The organism is Bradyrhizobium sp. McL0615, assembly GCF_049993905.1.
In the GTDB taxonomy this organism is placed as follows: Bacteria; Pseudomonadota; Alphaproteobacteria; order Rhizobiales; family Xanthobacteraceae; genus Bradyrhizobium.
In genome coordinates, this window is sequence record NZ_CP188254.1 from 3,456,427 (window position 1) to 3,473,998 (window position 17,572).

The 17,572-nt window shown below is 63.6% G+C and carries 16 protein-coding genes; 4 read left to right on the plus strand and 12 right to left on the minus strand.

Annotated elements, in window-relative coordinates; genetic code table 11:
- Positions 1 to 17 precede the first annotated feature (17 nt).
- From ACPPVP_RS16360 to ACPPVP_RS16370, 3 genes are all read right to left on the minus strand, one after another.
- Complete coding sequence (locus ACPPVP_RS16360; RefSeq protein ID WP_426536003.1) at positions 18 to 962, minus strand: ABC transporter substrate-binding protein; 945 nt, start codon at positions 960 to 962, stop codon at positions 18 to 20.
- A gap of 141 nt (positions 963 to 1,103) precedes the next feature.
- Positions 1,104 to 1,847: a histidine utilization repressor gene (hutC, locus tag ACPPVP_RS16365; RefSeq protein WP_426536005.1), complete on the minus strand. Its 744-nt coding sequence runs from the start codon at positions 1,845 to 1,847 to the stop codon at positions 1,104 to 1,106.
- On the minus strand, positions 1,844 to 3,202 hold the full coding sequence (locus tag ACPPVP_RS16370) for a formimidoylglutamate deiminase (RefSeq protein ID WP_426536007.1): 1,359 nt from the start codon (positions 3,200 to 3,202) through the stop codon (positions 1,844 to 1,846). Before ACPPVP_RS16370 ends, hutC begins: the two co-directional genes overlap by 4 nt.
- Positions 3,203 to 3,291: 89 nt before the next feature.
- On the opposite strand from ACPPVP_RS16370, the gene hutI reads away from it, so the two are divergent.
- The 4 genes from hutI (at position 3,292) to ACPPVP_RS16390 (ending at position 9,102) form a co-directional block, all read left to right on the plus strand.
- The gene (gene hutI, locus ACPPVP_RS16375) at positions 3,292 to 4,506 is read left to right on the plus strand and encodes an imidazolonepropionase (protein WP_426536009.1); all 1,215 of its coding nucleotides are present in this window, start codon (positions 3,292 to 3,294) and stop codon (positions 4,504 to 4,506) included.
- Positions 4,503 to 6,080, plus strand: a complete 1,578-nt coding sequence (gene hutH / locus ACPPVP_RS16380) for a histidine ammonia-lyase (RefSeq protein WP_426536011.1) — start codon at positions 4,503 to 4,505, stop codon at positions 6,078 to 6,080. Before hutI ends, hutH begins: the two co-directional genes overlap by 4 nt.
- A complete protein-coding gene (gene hutU / locus ACPPVP_RS16385; protein ID WP_426536013.1) occupies positions 6,077 to 7,747 on the plus strand; it encodes a urocanate hydratase in 1,671 nt (556 codons plus the stop codon). Before hutH ends, hutU begins: the two co-directional genes overlap by 4 nt.
- 71 nt (positions 7,748 to 7,818) lie before the next feature.
- A complete protein-coding gene (locus tag ACPPVP_RS16390; protein ID WP_426536015.1) occupies positions 7,819 to 9,102 on the plus strand; it encodes a cystathionine gamma-synthase family protein in 1,284 nt (427 codons plus the stop codon).
- 26 nt (positions 9,103 to 9,128) lie between these two features.
- Here ACPPVP_RS16390 and ACPPVP_RS16395 read toward each other — a convergent pair whose 3' ends face one another.
- The 9 genes from ACPPVP_RS16395 to ACPPVP_RS16435 form a co-directional block, all read right to left on the minus strand.
- Entirely contained in the window at positions 9,129 to 10,685 is a 1,557-nt protein-coding gene (locus tag ACPPVP_RS16395) for a hydantoinase/oxoprolinase N-terminal domain-containing protein (RefSeq protein ID WP_426536017.1), read from the minus strand.
- A gap of 4 nt (positions 10,686 to 10,689) precedes the next feature.
- Positions 10,690 to 11,799: a DUF917 domain-containing protein gene (locus ACPPVP_RS16400; RefSeq protein ID WP_426536019.1), complete on the minus strand. Its 1,110-nt coding sequence runs from the start codon at positions 11,797 to 11,799 to the stop codon at positions 10,690 to 10,692.
- Positions 11,796 to 12,470 carry an AroM family protein gene (locus ACPPVP_RS16405; protein WP_426536021.1) on the minus strand — a complete coding sequence of 225 codons (675 nt, stop codon included), beginning with the start codon at positions 12,468 to 12,470 and terminating at the stop codon, positions 11,796 to 11,798. Before ACPPVP_RS16405 ends, ACPPVP_RS16400 begins: the two co-directional genes overlap by 4 nt.
- Before the next feature lie 4 nt (positions 12,471 to 12,474).
- A complete protein-coding gene (locus tag ACPPVP_RS16410) occupies positions 12,475 to 13,548 on the minus strand; it encodes an ABC transporter ATP-binding protein (RefSeq protein ID WP_426536023.1) in 1,074 nt (357 codons plus the stop codon).
- Complete coding sequence (locus ACPPVP_RS16415; RefSeq protein ID WP_426536025.1) at positions 13,545 to 14,597, minus strand: ABC transporter substrate-binding protein; 1,053 nt, start codon at positions 14,595 to 14,597, stop codon at positions 13,545 to 13,547. Before ACPPVP_RS16415 ends, ACPPVP_RS16410 begins: the two co-directional genes overlap by 4 nt.
- Positions 14,598 to 14,625: 28 nt before the next feature.
- Positions 14,626 to 15,447, minus strand: a complete 822-nt coding sequence (locus ACPPVP_RS16420) for an ABC transporter permease (RefSeq protein ID WP_426536027.1) — start codon at positions 15,445 to 15,447, stop codon at positions 14,626 to 14,628.
- An 8-nt stretch (positions 15,448 to 15,455) separates the two neighbouring features.
- Entirely contained in the window at positions 15,456 to 16,328 is an 873-nt protein-coding gene (locus ACPPVP_RS16425; RefSeq protein WP_426537891.1) for an ABC transporter permease, read from the minus strand.
- Complete coding sequence (locus ACPPVP_RS16430) at positions 16,325 to 17,119, minus strand: IclR family transcriptional regulator (protein WP_426536029.1); 795 nt, start codon at positions 17,117 to 17,119, stop codon at positions 16,325 to 16,327. Before ACPPVP_RS16430 ends, ACPPVP_RS16425 begins: the two co-directional genes overlap by 4 nt.
- 115 nt (positions 17,120 to 17,234) lie before the next feature.
- Positions 17,235 to 17,555: a hypothetical protein gene (locus ACPPVP_RS16435; RefSeq protein ID WP_426536031.1), complete on the minus strand. Its 321-nt coding sequence runs from the start codon at positions 17,553 to 17,555 to the stop codon at positions 17,235 to 17,237.
- Positions 17,556 to 17,572: the final 17 nt, after the last annotated feature.

The following is a 17,572-nucleotide window of genomic DNA, read 5'->3' on the forward strand; positions in this document are numbered from 1 at the left end:
TGCAGCGCCGAACGAACCTATTGGATGAAGCTCGTGTCAACGAGGTCGTCGATTTTCGGAATCGATTTGATGATGCCGATCTCGAGCAACAAGTCTGCGGCTTCCTTGGTGAAGGTCTGGAATTCGCCCGCGAAGAACTTTTGGTTCGCGGCCTTGTCCTGCCAGCGCAGGTATTTTGCCGAATTGCCGAACTGTTCGCCGGACTGTTTTACGTCGGAGCCCATGATCTCGTAGGATTTGGCCTGGTCCTTTTCGATCAGGGCGACCGCCTCGAAATAGCTGTCGGCGAGCGCCTTCGCGGCTTTCGGGTTTTCGGTCAGGAATTTCGGCGTGCAGCCGAACGTGTCCATGATCATCGGGTAGTCGAGCGTGGTGGCGATGATCTTGCCCTTGTCCGGCGCAGCACGCACCGTCGAGAGATAAGGCTCATACGTCATGGCTGCATCGTTCTGGCCGGCCACGAATGCCTGCGCGGCCGCGGCCGGCTCGAGGTTCACCACGGTCACGTCCTTGACCGAGAGACCGTTCTTCTTGAGCATCCAGGCCAGCGTGAAATAGGGCGCTGTGCCCGGTGCGGACGCAGCGACCGTCTTGCCCTTCAGGTCCTTGATCGCCGCGACGTCGTTTCGCGTGGCCATGCCGTCGGCGCCGTAGCTCTTGTCGAGCTGGAAGATCTGCTTGGTCGCAACACCGTTGGCATTCCAGGATATCCAGGTTTCGACGGTGGTCGCCGCACACTGGATGTCGCCTGATGCAACGGCCAGATGGCGGTCCTTCTGCGGGATCTTCTTGATCGTCACGTCGAGGCCGTTCTTCTTGAAGATGCCGGCCTGGTTGGCGAGCGTCAGCGGCGCAAAACCGGTCCATCCCGAGATGCCGATAGCGACTTTCACGTCTTGTGCGACGGCTGGCGCGGACACAAGGAGAGCGGCGGTTAGGGCGAATATTCTATAATTAAGCATGGCTGTATCCCTTTACTGGTTCACGGATTGCGTCTTGTTCGTCTGTTCACGCCCGCGCGGGCGATCCTGCTTTGTAAATTTTCTGCTGCATAAGCGATGTTGCATAAACTGTGCCGGACTTTACGCGCATTGATGTTCCACTCAACCGCCCTTGAAGCGGGCGACCAGTTTGTGGGACTCGCCGGGATAGACGAGGCGCACGGCGGTCAGCGTTCGTGCGCTGCGCCAGGTGTGTCGGTCGATCACGAGGCAGGGGGCGCCGATCGCAATGTCCAGTGCCTCGGCGGTCTGCTCGTCAGCCACGATCGCGCTGATCGAATGTTCGGCCTCCGTCCACGGAACATGGTGGAGCAGCCACGTGCCGGGCGGTTCGATCGCGAAATCCGCCGCGGCGGCTTCGGGCACGGCGTCGAGATCGATCAGCCTGTCCTCGATCGCGAACGGTACGCCATCGGCGCTGTGGCGGCATGAGATCGCGATCACCTTGCCGGTCTTCCGTACCCCAAGGCGTTCACGGTCGGCGGCGTTGGCTGCCCGGCGCGAGCTTCGGATCAACTGATAGCCGTAGCTGCGGCCGAGTGCTGTAATCTCGGCGCGGATGTCTGGAATTGTCAGGACGGCCGACAGGAATTTGGGACGGCGCACAAATGTGCCGGCTCGCCGCCGCCGCTCGATGAGATCGGCTTGCGCCAGCTCCGACAGCGCCTTGCTCACAGTCATTCGTGAGCAGCCATACCGCGTCATCAACTGGTGCTCGAACGGGATCCGATGACCCGGCGGCCATTCACCGGTCAGGATGCGGCGCTCGATGTCGAGTCGGATCTGCTTGTACAGCGTCGGCTTGTCGGCGGCCTGGAATTTGTCGCGATCGATTGAGAGGCTCATGCCACGAGCCTTCGCACGGTTGAATTGAATGCGTCGCGCGCCCTCTGGCGGAGCCGGTGGCGGCCACCCTCGACGACCTTGTTTCCGCCCGCCCAAACACATGCAACGGCGCCTGCGCCGGCTGCGAAAATCCAGCCATCCAGAACGGCATCTCCGCGACGCCCGGCCAACGAGGGATGCGTGGTGTCGAGGGTGACGATATCTGCGCGTGCACCGGGTTGGAGTCCGGCGATCGGCTGCGCGAGTGCCTGGGCGCCGCCGGCCAGCGCCGTGTCGAATAGCGCACGGCCGGTCGAAATGCCGGGGCCGCCGGACAATACATTGCGCTCCCGGTGTTTTAACCGCTGGCCATATTCGAGCTGACGCAGTTCATCGGCGACGCCGACCAGGACATTGGAATCCGTGCCGATGCCGAACCGGCCGCCGGCGTCGAGAAATTCGCGGGTCGGGAAAATGCCGTCGCCGAGGCTTGCTTCGGTAATCGGGCAGAGGCCTGCGACGGCGCCGCTCCTGGCAAGCGCTGATATCTCCGTCGCGGTGGTATGGGTCGCATGGATCAGGCACCAGCGCCGATCGACGGGCGCATGTTCGAGCAACCACTCAACCGGCCGCCGGCCCGACCATGCGAGGCATTCCTCGACTTCCCTGATCTGTTCGGCGGCGTGGATATGAATCGGCCCGCCTGCGGCGAACGGCACGATTGCCGCCAATTCGTCCGGCGTCACGGCGCGCAGGCTGTGCGGGGCGATACCGATATTGGCCCCGGGCAAGTCGCGGACGGCCATTTCTGTCGCGGCGATCAGCTTGGCAAACTGGTCGACCGAGCAGATGAACCGGCGCTGGCCGGCGTGCGGTGCGGCTCCGCCAAAGGAGCTGTGCGCGTAAAAACTCGGCAGCAGTGTAAGGCCGATGCCGGTGACGTCGGCGGCGCGCACAATTCGTGTCGCCATCTCGGAAGGATTGGCATAGAGCGTGCCATCGTGGTCGTGATGGAGATAGTGGAATTCCCCGACGCGCGTAAAACCTTGCTCGAGCATCTCGACATAGAGCAGCGTTGCGACGGCTTCCGCGTCTTCGGGAGTCATCTCCAGTGCGAAACGATACATCGTCTCGCGCCATGTCCAGAACGTATCTGCGGTATCGCCGCGGATTTCGGCGAGACCAGCCATGCCGCGCTGGAACGCGTGACTATGCAGGCTCGCTATTCCCGGGATGGCGAGTTGGTGCCGTTCGTCGCCGGGCTGCGGCGCCGCGCCGGCCGTCACCTTTGTGATGGTTCCATCGGTCACCACCACCTGCACATCGTCAGCCCACCCGGAGGGAAGCAGCGCTGAGGCGAAATGCAGAGTGGACATGTTTTCCAAACCGGCTGGACAGAACACCGGCGCGATAATATGTATAGACATATACCTCCGTCAAGCTTCCGCCCTTGAGGGAAATGCTTATGGCCGAGCGCTTTGATCGAATCTGGCATAATGCCCGGCTCGCCACCGTTCGGGGGGATCTGCCCGACCTCGGCGTGATCGAGCGTGGCGTGATTGCCGCGCGGGATGGCCGCATCGCCTTTGCGGGCGACTCTTCGGACTTTCCATCTGACGCCGATGCGGCCGAACGGATCGATTGCGAGGGGCGGTGGATCACGCCCGGACTGGTCGATTGTCATACCCATCTGGTTTTCGGCGGAAACCGCGCCCACGAGTTCGAGCTGCGGCTAAAGGGAGCAAGCTACGAAGAGATCGCGCGCGCGGGCGGCGGCATTGTCTCGACGGTCGCGGCGACACGGGGCTCCAGCGAGGCTGAACTCGTTGCCGGCGCGCTGCCACGGCTTGACGCCCTGATCGGTGAGGGCGTGACCACGGTCGAAATTAAATCCGGCTATGGGCTCAATACGGAAACCGAGATGCGGCAGTTGTCAGCGGCGCGCGCGCTGGGTCGCAACCGGCCGGTCCGCATCCGGACGTCGTTTCTTGGCGCGCATGCATTGCCGCCCGAAGCCGATGGCGACAAGGATCGATACATCGACCTGGTTTGCCACGAGATGCTTCCGGCCGTGGCGCAGGCCGGCCTTGCAGACGCCGTCGACGCTTTCATGGAAGGCATCGCTTTCTCGGGCGATCAAACGGCGCGGGTGTTTCGCGCGGCAAGGGCGCTTGGACTGCCGGTCAAATTGCATGCGGATCAATTGTCGAACCTCGGCGGCGCGGCGCTTGCTTCGGAATTCTCTGCCTTGTCTGCCGATCACCTCGAACACACCGACGAGGCCGGAGTCGCGGCCATGGCGCGGGCGGGCACTGTCGCCGTGCTGCTGCCGGGTGCGTTCTATTTCATTCGCGAAACGACCAAGCCGCCGGTCGAGTTGTTCCGTGCCCATGGCGTGAACATGGCGCTGGCGACCGACTGCAATCCCGGCAGTTCGCCGCTGACGTCGCTTCTACTGGCGATGAATATGGGCGCGACGCTGTTCCGGATGAATGTTGCCGAATGCCTTGCCGGCGTGACGCGGGAAGGGGCGCGTGCGCTGGGCATTCTCGATGAGACGGGCACGCTCGAGGCCGGCAAATATTGCGATCTCGCGATCTGGGATATCGACCGGGCCGCCGAGCTGATCTACCGGATGGGTTTCAATCCGCTTCACCGCCGGGTGTGGAGGGGGCAATGAACGGCAGGGCCGCCTCCATTGTCGTTTCACCCGGAGCGGTCAGCCTCGACGAACTGGCGCAGGTGCTTGCCGGCGCGGCCGTCGTGCTCGATCCATCGTTCTGGCCGCGCGTCGAGGCGGCATCGGCCATTGTTGCGAAGGCCGCGGGTGCGGAAGCGCCAGTTTACGGCATCAATACAGGGTTCGGAAAACTGGCGTCGAAGCGCATTCCGCCGGATCAGACGACGCAGCTCCAGCGCAACCTCATTGTGTCGCATTGCTGCGGGGTAGGGTCACCGACGCCCGAACCGATCGTTCGCCTGATGATGGCGCTGAAGATCGTCTCGTTGGGGCGAGGCGCTTCGGGCATTCGCCGCGAAATCATCGAGCAGCTTCAGGCCATGTTGACGCGAGGCATTTGTCCGCTGGTGCCGCAGCAGGGATCGGTCGGGGCGTCCGGCGATCTGGCGCCGCTGGCCCATATGACCGCCGTCATGATCGGCGAGGGGCAGGCGCTCGTTGACGGCAAGACGGTGCCGGGCCGCGATGCACTGGCCGCGGTTGATCTTGTGCCGATGACCCTCGGCCCGAAGGAAGGCCTCGCTTTGATCAACGGTACGCAGTTTTCGACGGCCTATGCCATTTCCGGGTTGTTGCGCGCCCATGGCCTTCTGTGTGCGACGCTGGTGACGGGTGCCTTGTCGGTCGACGCGGCGATGGCTTCGACGGCGCCGTTCCGTCCGGAGATCCAGCAATTGCGGGGGCATGCCGGGCAGATCGCGGCCGGCGCAACGCTTACAGCGCTGCTCGATGGCAGCGATATCCGCATGTCGCATCTCGAAGGCGACGAGCGCGTGCAGGATCCCTACTGTCTGCGCTGTCAGCCCCAGGTGGCCGGCGCCGCACTTGACCTGTTGATGCAAGCCGCCCGCACCCTGACGGTCGAGGCCAACGCCGTCACGGACAATCCGCTGGTGTTGGTTGAGAGCGGCGAGATCGTCTCGGGCGGAAATTTTCACGCCGAGCCTGTCGCGTTCGCCGCCGACCAGATCGCATTGGCGTTGTCCGAGATCGGTGCGATCAGCGAGCGGCGCATCGCGACCCTCGTCGATCCTGCGTTGAATTTTGGCCTACCGCCATTCCTGACCCCCGATCCCGGCCTCAACTCCGGTTTTATGATCGCCGAAGTGACGGCCGCAGCCCTCTATGCCGAGAACAAGCAGCGCGCCGCGGCCTGCTCGATCGATTCGACGCCGACCAGCGCCAACCAGGAAGACCACGTGTCGATGGCCGCGCACGCCGCGCGCCGTTTGTCCGACATGGCGGACAATCTTGCCGCCATTCTCGGCATCGAGTTGCTGGTTGCGGCACAAGGCATCACCCTGCGCGCACCGCATACGACCAGCCCTGCGCTTGCGGCGGTCATTGCGGTTTTGCGCGAGCAGGTGCCGGCGCTCGGCGGCGATCGCTACATGGCCGACGATCTCGCAAAGGCAACGGCGCTGGTTGCCGCCGGCGCACTGCCGGCTGCCGCGATGTCGGCGCTCACCAATAATCCATTTCCAAACCTTGCCGAAAGAGGTCACCTGTCATGAACCGCCGACTGGACAACGACCGTACGATCCGGTCGCCGCACGGGCCGGAGATCAGCGCCAAGAGCTGGTTGACGGAAGCGCCCTTGCGAATGCTGATGAACAATCTCGATCCTGATGTCGCCGAACGGCCGAGCGAACTCGTCGTCTATGGCGGCATCGGCCGCGCCGCCCGCGATTGGGAGAGTTTTGATCGGATCGTGGCCTCGCTGCGCAAACTCGAGGGCGACCAGACGCTGGTGGTGCAGTCAGGCAAGCCGGTCGGCATTTTCCGGACCCACCCCGATGCGCCACGCGTGCTGATCGCGAATTCAAACCTGGTGCCGCACTGGGCGACGCTCGACCACTTCAACGAGCTGGACAGGCAGGGGTTGATGATGTTCGGCCAGATGACGGCCGGATCGTGGATCTACATCGGCAGCCAGGGCATCGTGCAGGGGACCTATGAAACGTTCGTCGAGGTCGGCCGGCGTCATTACGGCGGCAGCCTGGCGGGCAAGTGGATTTTGACGGCAGGGCTCGGCGGCATGGGCGGGGCCCAACCGCTGGCCGCGACGATGGCCGGCGCGTCGATGCTCGCGATCGAGTGCCAGCCGAGCCGCATCGAGATGCGGCTGCGCACCGGCTATCTCGACCGGCAGGCTGGTACGCTGGACGAAGCTCTTGCGATCATGGCGGAGGCGGCGCAGAGCGGGAAGCCGGTCTCGGTCGGCCTGCTCGGCAATGCCGCCGATATTTTTCCCGAACTGGTGCGCCGTGGCGTGAGGCCTGACATCGTTACCGACCAGACCAGCGCACACGATCCGATCAACGGTTATCTGCCGAAGGGATGGACGCTTGCCGAGTGGGAGTCAAAACGCAGCGCCGATCCGAAAGCGGTTGAAGCGGCGGCCAAGACCTCCATGGTCGGCCACGTCCAGGCCATGCTGGATTTTCATGCCCAAGGCATTCCGACGCTCGACTACGGCAACAATATTCGCCAGATGGCGAAGGACATGGGACTGAAAAACGCGTTCGACTTCCCGGGCTTCGTTCCGGCCTACATCCGTCCGCTGTTCTGCCGCGGCATAGGTCCATTCCGGTGGGCGGCGCTCTCGGGCGATCCCGAGGATATTTTCCGCACGGACGCCAAGGTCAAGGAGCTGATGCCGGACAACAAGCATCTTCATAACTGGCTCGACATGGCCCGAGCGCGGATCAAGTTCCAGGGGCTGCCGGCTCGGATCTGCTGGGTCGGCCTTGGCGATCGGCACCGGCTGGGTCTGGCGTTCAACGAAATGGTGGCGCACGGCGAACTGAAGGCGCCGATCGTGATCGGTCGCGATCATCTCGACAGTGGCTCGGTGGCGAGCCCAAACCGCGAAACCGAAGCGATGCGCGACGGATCGGACGCGGTATCCGACTGGCCGCTCATCAATGCGTTGCTCAACTGTGCCAGCGGGGCTACGTGGGTCTCGCTGCATCACGGTGGCGGCGTTGGGATCGGCTATTCGCAGCACGCCGGCATGGTGATTGTCGCCGACGGAACCCCGGAGGCTGCCCGCCGTATCGAGCGGGTGCTTTGGAACGATCCGGCGACCGGGGTCATGCGTCATGCCGATGCGGGCTACGAAAGTGCGATAGATTGTGCCCGCGCCAACGGGCTCGATCTGCCCAGTCTGGCGTTATAACGCACCGGAAGACTTGTTCCGCCGATGGCGCGGGCCGGGATCGATGTTCCCTCAAGACAGCGAGAGAGGCCATGGTGAAACCGTTTCCGTCAAAGACCCACATCGGCAACCACGTGCTGCATCCCGAAACGCTGATGCTGAACTACGGTTACGATCCGCAACTATCGGAAGGTGCCGTCAAGCCGCCGGTGTTCCTGACGTCGACCTTCGTCTTCAGGACCGCCGAAGACGGGCAGGACTTCTTCGATTACGTCGCGGGGCGGCGCGAGCCGCCCGAGGGGATGGGCGCGGGCCTGGTCTATTCGCGTTTCAATCATCCCAACAGCGAGATTGTCGAAGACCGGCTCGCTGTCTATGAACGCGCCGAGTCCTGTGCGCTGTTCTCGTCCGGGATGTCGGCGATCGCGACCACGATTCTCGCCTTCGTACGGCCCGGCGACGTGATCCTGCATTCGCAGCCGCTCTACGGCGGCACCGAAACCCTGCTTGCGAAAACGCTTGCCGGCTTCTCGATCAGCGCGGTGAGCTTTGCCGACGGCATCGACGAAGCCGCTGTCGAGCAGGCCGGCGACGACGCCATGCGCAAGGGGCGGGTTGCGATGATTCTGATCGAAACCCCGGCAAATCCCACCAACGGTCTCGTCGATATCGCGATGGTCCGCCGCATCGCCGACAACATCGGCGAGGCGCAGGACCATGTGCCGATCGTCGCCTGCGACAATACGTTGCTCGGGCCGGTGTTCCAGCGGCCGATCGAACATGGCGCGGATATCTCGTTGTACTCGCTGACCAAATATGTCGGCGGCCATTCTGACCTGATCGCCGGCGCCGCGCTCGGCTCAAAGGCGCTCATGAAGGACATCAAGGCGTTGCGAGGCGCGATCGGCACCCAGCTGGATCCTCATTCCTGCTGGATGCTCGGCCGCTCGCTCGAAACGCTGAGCTTGCGAATGGAAAAGGCGGACCAGAATGCGCGGCTCGTGGCGGATTATTTGCGCGACCACGACAAGGTGGCGAGGGTTCACTACCTCGCGCATCACGACGAAGCCTCCAATGCCGGGCGCCTGTTCGCGAGACAATGCCTTGGTGCGGGCTCCACGTTTTCGTTCGACATCGTCGGCGGCCAGGAGGCGGCGTCGCGATTTCTGAATGCGCTGCAAATCTTCAAGCTGGCGGTGAGCCTGGGCGGCACGGAGTCGCTTGCCAGCCTGCCGGCCACCATGACCCACTCGGGCGTTCCGGCCGACATCCGCCAAAAGATCGGCGTCCTCGACTCCACGATCCGGCTGTCGATCGGCATCGAGCACCCGTCTGACTTGATCGCAGACATCGCGCAGGCTTTGAACGAGGCATAGAGGCGGGCCGCAAAAGCGGCCGTCGCTTATGCGACCTCCCGGCTGGCCTCGATCCGGTCGAGCGCGCCGGCAACCCGGACGCGGACGCGCAGGGAATTGCCTGGCAGATAGGCGATCGGCATGTCCTCGATCTCGATCGTCTTCAGGCTGCGGGGATCGGCGCCGGCGTTGATGGCCTTGCGTTCGGCGATTTCCAGCGCCGCGGCAATGGCTTCGTCGCGCGTGAGATCGCGGAAGACCTGATCGGCCTCGCCGCTGACGCGGGCAATCGCGGCGCCCACAGCATTGGCGCAATCGCCGAAGGGGACCCGGATGATCTGCGAAACGCCGGCCAGCGTTTCGGGCACCAGGAAGGCGCCGCCGCCGACGGCAATCAGCGGCGCGTCACCGGCCTCGGTTTTCATGCGGTCGATATTTTCCTCGAGCTGCTGCGTGGCGTCGGCGAGCGCCGCGGCGATCATGTCCTTCGAGATCGACGCTGTGCGGGAACGATCGCCAACATCGAGCAGTCCGGCGGCGACCGCGATATCGGTAGCGGTCAACTGTGTGCCGCCGAAGACAAGCGCGTCCTGCGTCAGACGGTAGCCGACGCTGAGCGGGCCAACCCTTGCCGACCCCGGATCGATGTGGCTGCCGCCGCCGAGACCGATCGACAGCAGGTCCGGCATGCGGAACAGCGTACGCACGCCGCCGACCTCGACGACCGCATTGGCCTCGCGCGGAAATCCATGGCGCAATTGGCCGATATCGCTTGTTGTGCCGCCGACATCCACGACCAGCGCGTCGTTGAGTCCGGACAGATGCGCCGCGCCACGCATGGAGTTGGTCGCGCCGGAGGCAAAGCTCATCACGGGGAAGGCGATGGCCGTTTCGGCCTGCATCACCGTGCCGTCGTTCTGGGTGAGGAACAAGGGCGCGTCGATACCGCTTTCGGCGGTCGCCTTGCGGAAGGCGGCCACGGTTTCGACGGCGAGGTCGTGCAGTACGGCATTGAGAAGCGCTGCGTTCTCGCGTTCGAGCAGGCCGATCCGCCCCAGATCATGCGACAGGGTCACGGCGACGTCCGGGCAGATCTCCTGCAGGATATCGCGGGCTGCAATCTCGCAGCTTGGATCAAGCGGCGAGAAGATCGACGAGACGGCCACCGAGCGCAGGCCGAGATCGGCGATGCGCCGTGCGGCGGCGCGCATGCCGGCGGTGTCGAACGGCACGATCGGCCGGCCGTCGTAATCGTGGCCGCCTTCGAGCATGAAGATCTCGCCACGCACGCCTTCGGCGAGGTCCTGCGGCCAATCGCAGAATGGCGGCAGCGAAGCGCTGGCCGGCATGCCGATCCGGATCGCGGCGACCTTCATCAAATTCCGGCGTTGCACCACGGCGTTGATGAAGTGCGTGGTTCCGATCACCACCGCGTCGACCGGGCCCCGCGCGGCGGGATCGGTGCGCAACGCCTTCAGCGCGTCAAGAATGCCGGATGTCACATCCTTTGTTGTGGGACGTTTGACGGCGAAAACCACCTTGTCGCCATCCAGCAGCACGGCGTCGGTATTGGTGCCGCCGACGTCAATTCCAATGCGTCGCATCAATTTACACTCCAGCGCCAGCGCGGTCTTCGAAGACGGAACGGAAATCCAGGTCGTAGCCAAAGGCGCGGGGGCCGACGAATTCGAGCCCGCGCGGGCTGGTCAGGACGGCGGGAGCGGGCAGTGCCACCACGGTGACACGCTGACCGTAGCGGACCGTTTCGGTGCCGACCGCATGGCCGGAGACGCTCTCGAGCACGCAGATCAGGTCTGGTGACATCGCCACCGCCTTGCCTTCGCGCCAGGCGACGATCCACTCGTTCTGGAACGACAGTTCCAGCCGCGAGCCGCGGTCGTCATCGATGCCCTCGATCGCGACAGAGCCGCGCAGAAAGCCTTCCGTCGTACGGCGGGCGACATCGACCACCTTGCCGGTGAAGAGCCGCTTGCCACCTTCGCTTTCGAGCAGGGCTGCGATCGGATCGGTATGCAGGCGATTGGCTTCGCGCACCAGCCGGCCGATCCGGATCGCCGCTGTTGTCGTGAAGTGGATGCCCCAATCCTTCACCTCGCGGCCGGTGCGGGGTGCCTTGCTGGTCGAGGCGATCGAGCCCATTTCGACGCAGATCTTGCGGCTTGCCCGCTCCATCCATTTCCAGCTCGGTACCTTCGTGACGATCGCCTCGATGCCGCGCGGATCGTACAGCGTGCAGGGATAAGGCCGTAGCCCGCCGATCGCCACCGATGTCATCTGCGCCTCGGGGAAGGCGCGGCCCATGCAGTCGGCATCGACGACGGGTATATTGAGATGGGCGGCGGCCATCAGCGCCTGCGTGCCGTTGCCACCGCCGATCTCGACCGACATTACGGCGCGGAATTTGAAGCCGCCGAATTCCTCCTGCATCTCGACCGCGCGGGCGATGTTGCGGCTGTCGGCCAGGCGTTCCTGACCGATCAGCGGCGCCCCCATGTTGGAGACGACAGCGACACGATCGTCATCCTCCAGATCCAGCGGCGACATCAACTGCACGCGGTAGCCTTCCGCGTAGAGCCGGCGCAGGTTGAGCAGGCCCAGATAGGGGCTGCCGCCGCCACCGGTGCCGAGGATCCAGGCGCCGACGGCAAGCGATTCGATATCCTCTAGCGTAATTTCAGTGAGAACCGGCTCATTCATGCGACCAGCTCCTCGACGGCACGTGCGGCGGCGGCGATGGCGAGGATCACCGGCCCGCCATAGCTCAGGCGCACGCGCGCCTTGTTCGCGCGCGTGTAGCTCATGCAATCCATCACGACGAGGTCCGGCGACAGGGCCGACATTTTCCGTGCTGCCTCGTCGACGGTCTCGGCATCGGAACCCGGCCGCAACGTCACGCCGACAACTTCGACCTCTGGCCGCTGCCATTTTCCGGCGATCAGCGCGGTCTGCTCCGGCAGCGGCGAGAAGACGCCGAGGCGTCCCTTCGGGAAAACCGCCTCGACCATATGGTGCAGCACGGCCGAGGGCAGGATCACCAGACCGTCAGGCGCGAGATTGGGAAATTTACCGGTGCAGGCGAGCATGGCGACCTTGACGCCTTCGCGTGCAAAATTCTCGATCTGGATCGCGGCCCGCGCCTCGACCGCCTTCTTGCTGATGGTGACGCTGTCGCCGTTCGGCAGCAGCGTGAACAGCGCGTCGTGGCCGTCGCGCGGCGGAATAGCGTCGATCTCGGCGCGCGTCATGCCGTCGAGTGCGCCGCGCAGATCGATTTCCAGCCCGGGTGATAGCACCGCCGCAATTTCGTTTACGACGGAAGGTCGCGGGCTCTGGCCGATGACGACCACACCCATGCGTTGTTGTTGCATGATATCAATCCCTCAAGATCACGATGTCGGATGGTTTCCAGCGCAGCGCCACGGCGGCGCCGGCTTGAAACAGCTCATGCGAGCCATTGTTCGGTTGTTGTGCGAGTACGCGCCTGCCGCCAGCCGTCTCGATGCGGTAAAGCACCGAGCCGCCCTGGAAATTGGCGCTCTCGACGACACCGTCGAGGCCGTGCCCGGTTCGCGCGGGTGAGGTGGCCAGGCTGATCTTTTCCGGCCGAAGCGCGATCGAGACCGCGCCGGTTGCCTCAGGCGAGAGGGCAAGCTCGATCGACAGGCCGTTGTCGACCTGCAAGAGGGAATTGCCCCCGCCGTCGCGGATCACCTCGCCACGGAACAGGTTGGTGTCACCGATGAAATCGGCGACGAAGCGCGTGCTCGGCCGGTCGTAAATATCGGAAGGCGCGCCGATCTGCTCGACCTTGCCGGCATTCATCACGGCGATCCGATCGGACATCGCGAGGGCTTCCTCCTGGTCGTGGGTGACGAAGACCATGGTCAGACCGAGTTTGCGCTGCAACTGCTTCAGCTCGAACTGCATCGCCTGCCGCAGCTTCTTGTCGAGGGCGCCGAGCGGCTCGTCGCAAAGCAGCACCCTCGGTTCGATCACGATGGCGCGGGCGAGGGCGACGCGCTGCTGCTGGCCTCCGGAGAGCTGGCCGGGACGGCGATCCTCGTATCCGACGAGTTCCACCTGCGCCAGCGCATCGGCGACCTTGCGGGCAATGGTGGCGCGCTCCATGCCGCGCATGCGCAAACCGAAGGCAACGTTTTCACCGACGGTGCGATGCGGAAACAGGGCATAGTTCTGGAATACCATCCCCATGTCGCGCTTGTGCGCCGGCACATGGGTGACATCGGCCCCACCGACCTCGATGACGCCTTGGGTGGGTGTCTCGAAGCCGGCGATCATGCGCAGTGTCGTCGTCTTGCCGCAGCCGGAGGGGCCCAGCAGCGAGAAGAACTCTCCCTCCCGAATGCTCATATCGACGGCATCGACCGCGCGCGTGTTGCCATCATAGGTTTTGGTGACGCCGACAATGTCGATACGGGCGCTCATGCGCGGAAAATGCGGTTGACGCGGGAATCGATCTCGTCCTTGCGCGCGTTGTACCATTTCCAGTCGGGCTGGATCAGCTTGGCGACCTTCTCCGGCGTGGTCAGGAGTTTTTCGTTGTACTTGTCGTCGAGCTTCACCTTGCTGTTGGCAGGTGAATACCAGACCGCCTCGGCCAGCGTTTTCTGCACGTTCGGGCGCAGCATGTAGTTCACATAGGCGTTGGCGAGTTCGCGAACCTTGGTGCCGGGCGTGAGCGTGAGAACCTGCTCAAGCGAGAGAATGCCCTCGGACGGCGCGACGAAGGTAGTCGGCTTGTTCTGACCGTCATAGCGCAGGATGCCAGAATCATGGATCACCGCCAGGCCCACTTCGCCTGAAAGGATCATCTTTTCCATGGTGCCGGTGAAGTCGACGAGCTTGATCGGCTTCAGCTTTTCCATCGCCGCATAGGCGGCGTCGAGATCGGTCATCCCCTTGCCAAAGAGCGCGCCGCTCATCATCAGGAAGGCCTGGCCGAGGCTGTTGACCGGAATGACATAGCCGCCGCGCACGCCGTCATAGGCGCGGTCCCACAGGTCCTTCCAGGACGAGACCTGGCCGTAGCCCTTGTCGGTGCGCATGCCGAGGCCGATGGCGCTCGTAAAGATGCAGACGCCGACCATCTTGTCGCTGACGGCGTACGGATAGACATCGGCGATATTCGGCACTTGTTTGGCATCGATCTTGGCTTCGACGATCCCCATTTCCAGCGCAGCCCATTGCTCGTTGGAATTGGTGTGCAGCACGTCATAGACCGGCGCCGAGCGCGGGCTTGCCTGGAGCTTGGGCAGGTATGGAAAGGCCGAGTCCGTCTCCACCTTGCACTTGAATTCCTTTTCGAAGGCGGGGATCAGTTCGCTCGACATGGTCTGTCCCCATTTGCCGCCCCAGCCGGTGATGCGCAGCGTCGCGGCGTCGGCGCGGGCGATGTGGGGAGCAGCGATCACGCCGAAGCCGGCGGCGGCGCTGGTGGCGAGGAACTGACGTCGGCTCAGCGGCAGGCGGGTCATGCGATGATCCTCTCTGTGGGAATGACAGTCATAGCTTTGCGTAGGACCTGAGCCCGACCGTGCCATCGAGCCCGAAGACGACCAGCACGGCGAGCAGGATCGAAACCACCGAAGCGGCCCCGATCGTTCCGTCGAGATCGAACTTCAGATAGTTGAACAACGTGATCGGCAGCGTCTCGCGGCCCGGGGAGACCAGGAACAGGGATACCGGAAACTGGTCGAAGGAGACGATGAAGGCGAACACGGCTCCCGCCATGACACCGGGCTTGGTCAACGGCAGCGTCACCTCGAAATAGGTGCGCAGGGGACCGGCGCCGAGGTTGCACGCAGCTTCTTCCAGGCGGGTATCGAAGTTTTGCAGGACCGCCAGCGTCGTGCGCACCACATAGGGGATCGACACTAGCGTATGGCCGAGCACCAGCCCCCAGAGCGGCCGGCCGACATCCAGCAGGACGTAGGACTGGAATAGCGCAAGGCCGGTCAGGATCGCCGGCAGCATCAGCGGAGACAGCATGATCGCGGTGATGACGCGTGAGCCGGGCAGCCCGCCGCGTGCCAAGGCGAGGGCGGCGCTGGCGCCGAACAGGGTCGCGGCGATGGTCGTCATCGCGGCAACCTCAAGGCTCAGCCACAAGGCATTCATGAAATCGCGCGAGGCGAAGAATTTTTCGAACCAGCGCAATGAAACACCGACCGGCGGAAACTGGATATAGGGGGTAGGGTTGAGGGCGAACACGAAGACGATGGCGATTGGCGCCAGCAGGAAAACCACGACCGCAACATTGAGGGCCAGATAGAAGAAGCGGCCAAGACGAAGGGTGGGGCGAGGAGTGGATGGTGCGGTGATCATCGGCGGCCTCACTGCAGATCGCGCTGGCCGGAGACCAGTCCGAGGATGCGGTTATAGGCGATGACCAGAACCAGCGAGATGCTCAGCAGCACCATGCCGAGCGCCGCGGCAAAGCCGACATTGAAGCTCGAGGAGATCTGCTGGTAGATCAGCATGGGGAGCGTCATGATCTGGAAGCCACCCATCAGGATCGGGGTGACATAGGCGCTGATGGCCAGCGCAAAGACCAGCAGCGAGCCGGCCAGGATGCCGGGCAGGCTCAGGGGCAGCGTCACTTCAAGGAAAGCGCGGAGCGGCGAGGCGCCGAGATTCTGCGCCGCATGCTCCAGCCGCTCGTCGATCCGCCCGATAACGCCGACCAGGGTCAGAACCATGTAGGGCACGTAGATGTGCGTCAGGCCCAGCACGATGCTGAATTCGTTGTACATCAGCGGCAGCGGCTTCGAGATCAGCCCGAGGCCGATCAGGGCCTGGTTGATCGCGCCCTTGTCCGACAACAGCGCCATCCAGGCAAAGGTGCGGACGACGATGCCCGTCAGCATCGGCGTCAATACCGCCATCATCAGCATGGCATAGGCGGTGCGGCCACGGATGCGCGCCATCCAGTGCGCCAGCGGGTAGCCGATCAGCAACGCCGAAAGCGTGGTGAGCAGACCAATCCGGATTGTGGTCCAGATCACCTCGAAATAATAGCTGTCGTCGAGAATCCTCCGATAGTACTTGGTCGTGAAATCGACGTTCGGCTGCACGACCGGATTGCCGGTGAGCAGGCTGATCATGGCCATCAGTCCCATCGGCAGGAAGAAGAACAAGGCGAACAGCAGCGCGCTCGGCGCAATCAGCCAGGCAATAGGCGTGATGCCCGTGCGAACCGCATTCATCTGGCTGCGGCCTTGCGCAGGGGTGTAGCGCCATCCAGCGCGATCCATATTGGATCATCGAACAGCCGGCCGAGGTCGACCGCCATCTCGCGCAGGGCTTGCCAAAGTTTTGCGCGCTCTTCAGCCGAGGTCAGCTGGCTCGGATAGGATACGGCGACCCCGATCGTTTCATTGGTGTCGCGACGGGTGATCGCGAAGCCCAGCGAGCCTACGCCCGGCAAGGATTCATTGCTGGCTTCGGAATAGCCGGTGCGGCGGATTTCGGCGATACGCGCCATCAGCGCCGTCAGATTCCGCGGCGCAGACGGCGAGATGGCAGGCAACGGCTTTGGCATGCGGGCGCGAATGTCTGCATCGTTCAGGCGCGCAAGCATGGCCCGTCCATTGGATGTCGCGAACGCCGGCGCCCGTACGCCGGGTGGCGTCACCACCTGAAGCGGATTGGATCCGGCGACGACGCGCAGCACGACCTGTTCGGCGCCGTCAAGCACGGCGATGTAGCCGGTATGGCCGGTCTTGGCGCAGACCGCACGCAGCCGCTGCTCGGCGAGGGCCACAAAGTCGTTTTGTGTCCGATGCAGCCGGCCGAGTTCGAACACCAGCAGGCCCGGCCGATAGCGGCGGGTCGAGGCGTCCTGCTCCAGTAGCCCACATTCCCTGAGTTGACGCAGCAGCCGTGACGTCGAGCTCTTCGGCTTGCCGGTGAGTCGGATCACGTCGGCATTGCTGATCTCCGGCTGATGCGGCGCGAAGCAGCGCAGGATTTCAATGGCGTTGTCGAGGGCGCTCATGGTCTTGAACGGGCTTTCCAGTCAGTTCCGGAAAATGGAACTAGGTTTTTGATTTTGAGACCTGAAAATGAAGGCGTCAACGGGCAGGCGCGCAGCATTTTTGAACAATCCCCGCTCAAAATTCGCGCAAACGACCAAAGACTGCTTGTTTGAGGGACGTCGCTGAGTTGAAGCGCGGTGACATTCTTTGTGCTGCGCCCTGATCACCGCGCAAGTGATCAAACGCACGGCAACTGGTCGCTGCGGCATGAGCGGTGCATCCGCAAGGCATGGACATTGCTTGAAAGAGTAACTGCTCGCGAGGTGCATCACCCGTTTCTAAATCCTCGCCAACATCGATCGGGTCATTGTCGACGGGCGTGCGTTGATCGATGCAGGCCGCCACATTCACGGCGAAGACCACGATAGTGTCGGCGGCGTCAGCGGCAATCGGCAAAATCTGGATTTGCCGGA

Coding starts and splice junctions, on each gene's coding strand:
- ACPPVP_RS16360 (WP_426536003.1), bottom strand. CDS start 962: ATGCTTAATTATAGAATATTCGCCCTAACCGCCGCTCTCCTTGTGTCC.
- hutC (WP_426536005.1), bottom strand. CDS start 1,847: ATGAGCCTCTCAATCGATCGCGACAAATTCCAGGCCGCCGACAAGCCG.
- ACPPVP_RS16370 (WP_426536007.1), bottom strand. CDS start 3,202: ATGTCCACTCTGCATTTCGCCTCAGCGCTGCTTCCCTCCGGGTGGGCT.
- hutI (WP_426536009.1), top strand. CDS start 3,292: ATGGCCGAGCGCTTTGATCGAATCTGGCATAATGCCCGGCTCGCCACC.
- hutH (WP_426536011.1), top strand. CDS start 4,503: ATGAACGGCAGGGCCGCCTCCATTGTCGTTTCACCCGGAGCGGTCAGC.
- hutU (WP_426536013.1), top strand. CDS start 6,077: ATGAACCGCCGACTGGACAACGACCGTACGATCCGGTCGCCGCACGGG.
- ACPPVP_RS16390 (WP_426536015.1), top strand. CDS start 7,819: ATGGTGAAACCGTTTCCGTCAAAGACCCACATCGGCAACCACGTGCTG.
- ACPPVP_RS16395 (WP_426536017.1), bottom strand. CDS start 10,685: ATGCGACGCATTGGAATTGACGTCGGCGGCACCAATACCGACGCCGTG.
- ACPPVP_RS16400 (WP_426536019.1), bottom strand. CDS start 11,799: ATGAATGAGCCGGTTCTCACTGAAATTACGCTAGAGGATATCGAATCG.
- ACPPVP_RS16405 (WP_426536021.1), bottom strand. CDS start 12,470: ATGCAACAACAACGCATGGGTGTGGTCGTCATCGGCCAGAGCCCGCGA.
- ACPPVP_RS16410 (WP_426536023.1), bottom strand. CDS start 13,548: ATGAGCGCCCGTATCGACATTGTCGGCGTCACCAAAACCTATGATGGC.
- ACPPVP_RS16415 (WP_426536025.1), bottom strand. CDS start 14,597: ATGACCCGCCTGCCGCTGAGCCGACGTCAGTTCCTCGCCACCAGCGCC.
- ACPPVP_RS16420 (WP_426536027.1), bottom strand. CDS start 15,447: ATGATCACCGCACCATCCACTCCTCGCCCCACCCTTCGTCTTGGCCGC.
- ACPPVP_RS16425 (WP_426537891.1), bottom strand. CDS start 16,328: ATGAATGCGGTTCGCACGGGCATCACGCCTATTGCCTGGCTGATTGCG.
- ACPPVP_RS16430 (WP_426536029.1), bottom strand. CDS start 17,119: ATGAGCGCCCTCGACAACGCCATTGAAATCCTGCGCTGCTTCGCGCCG.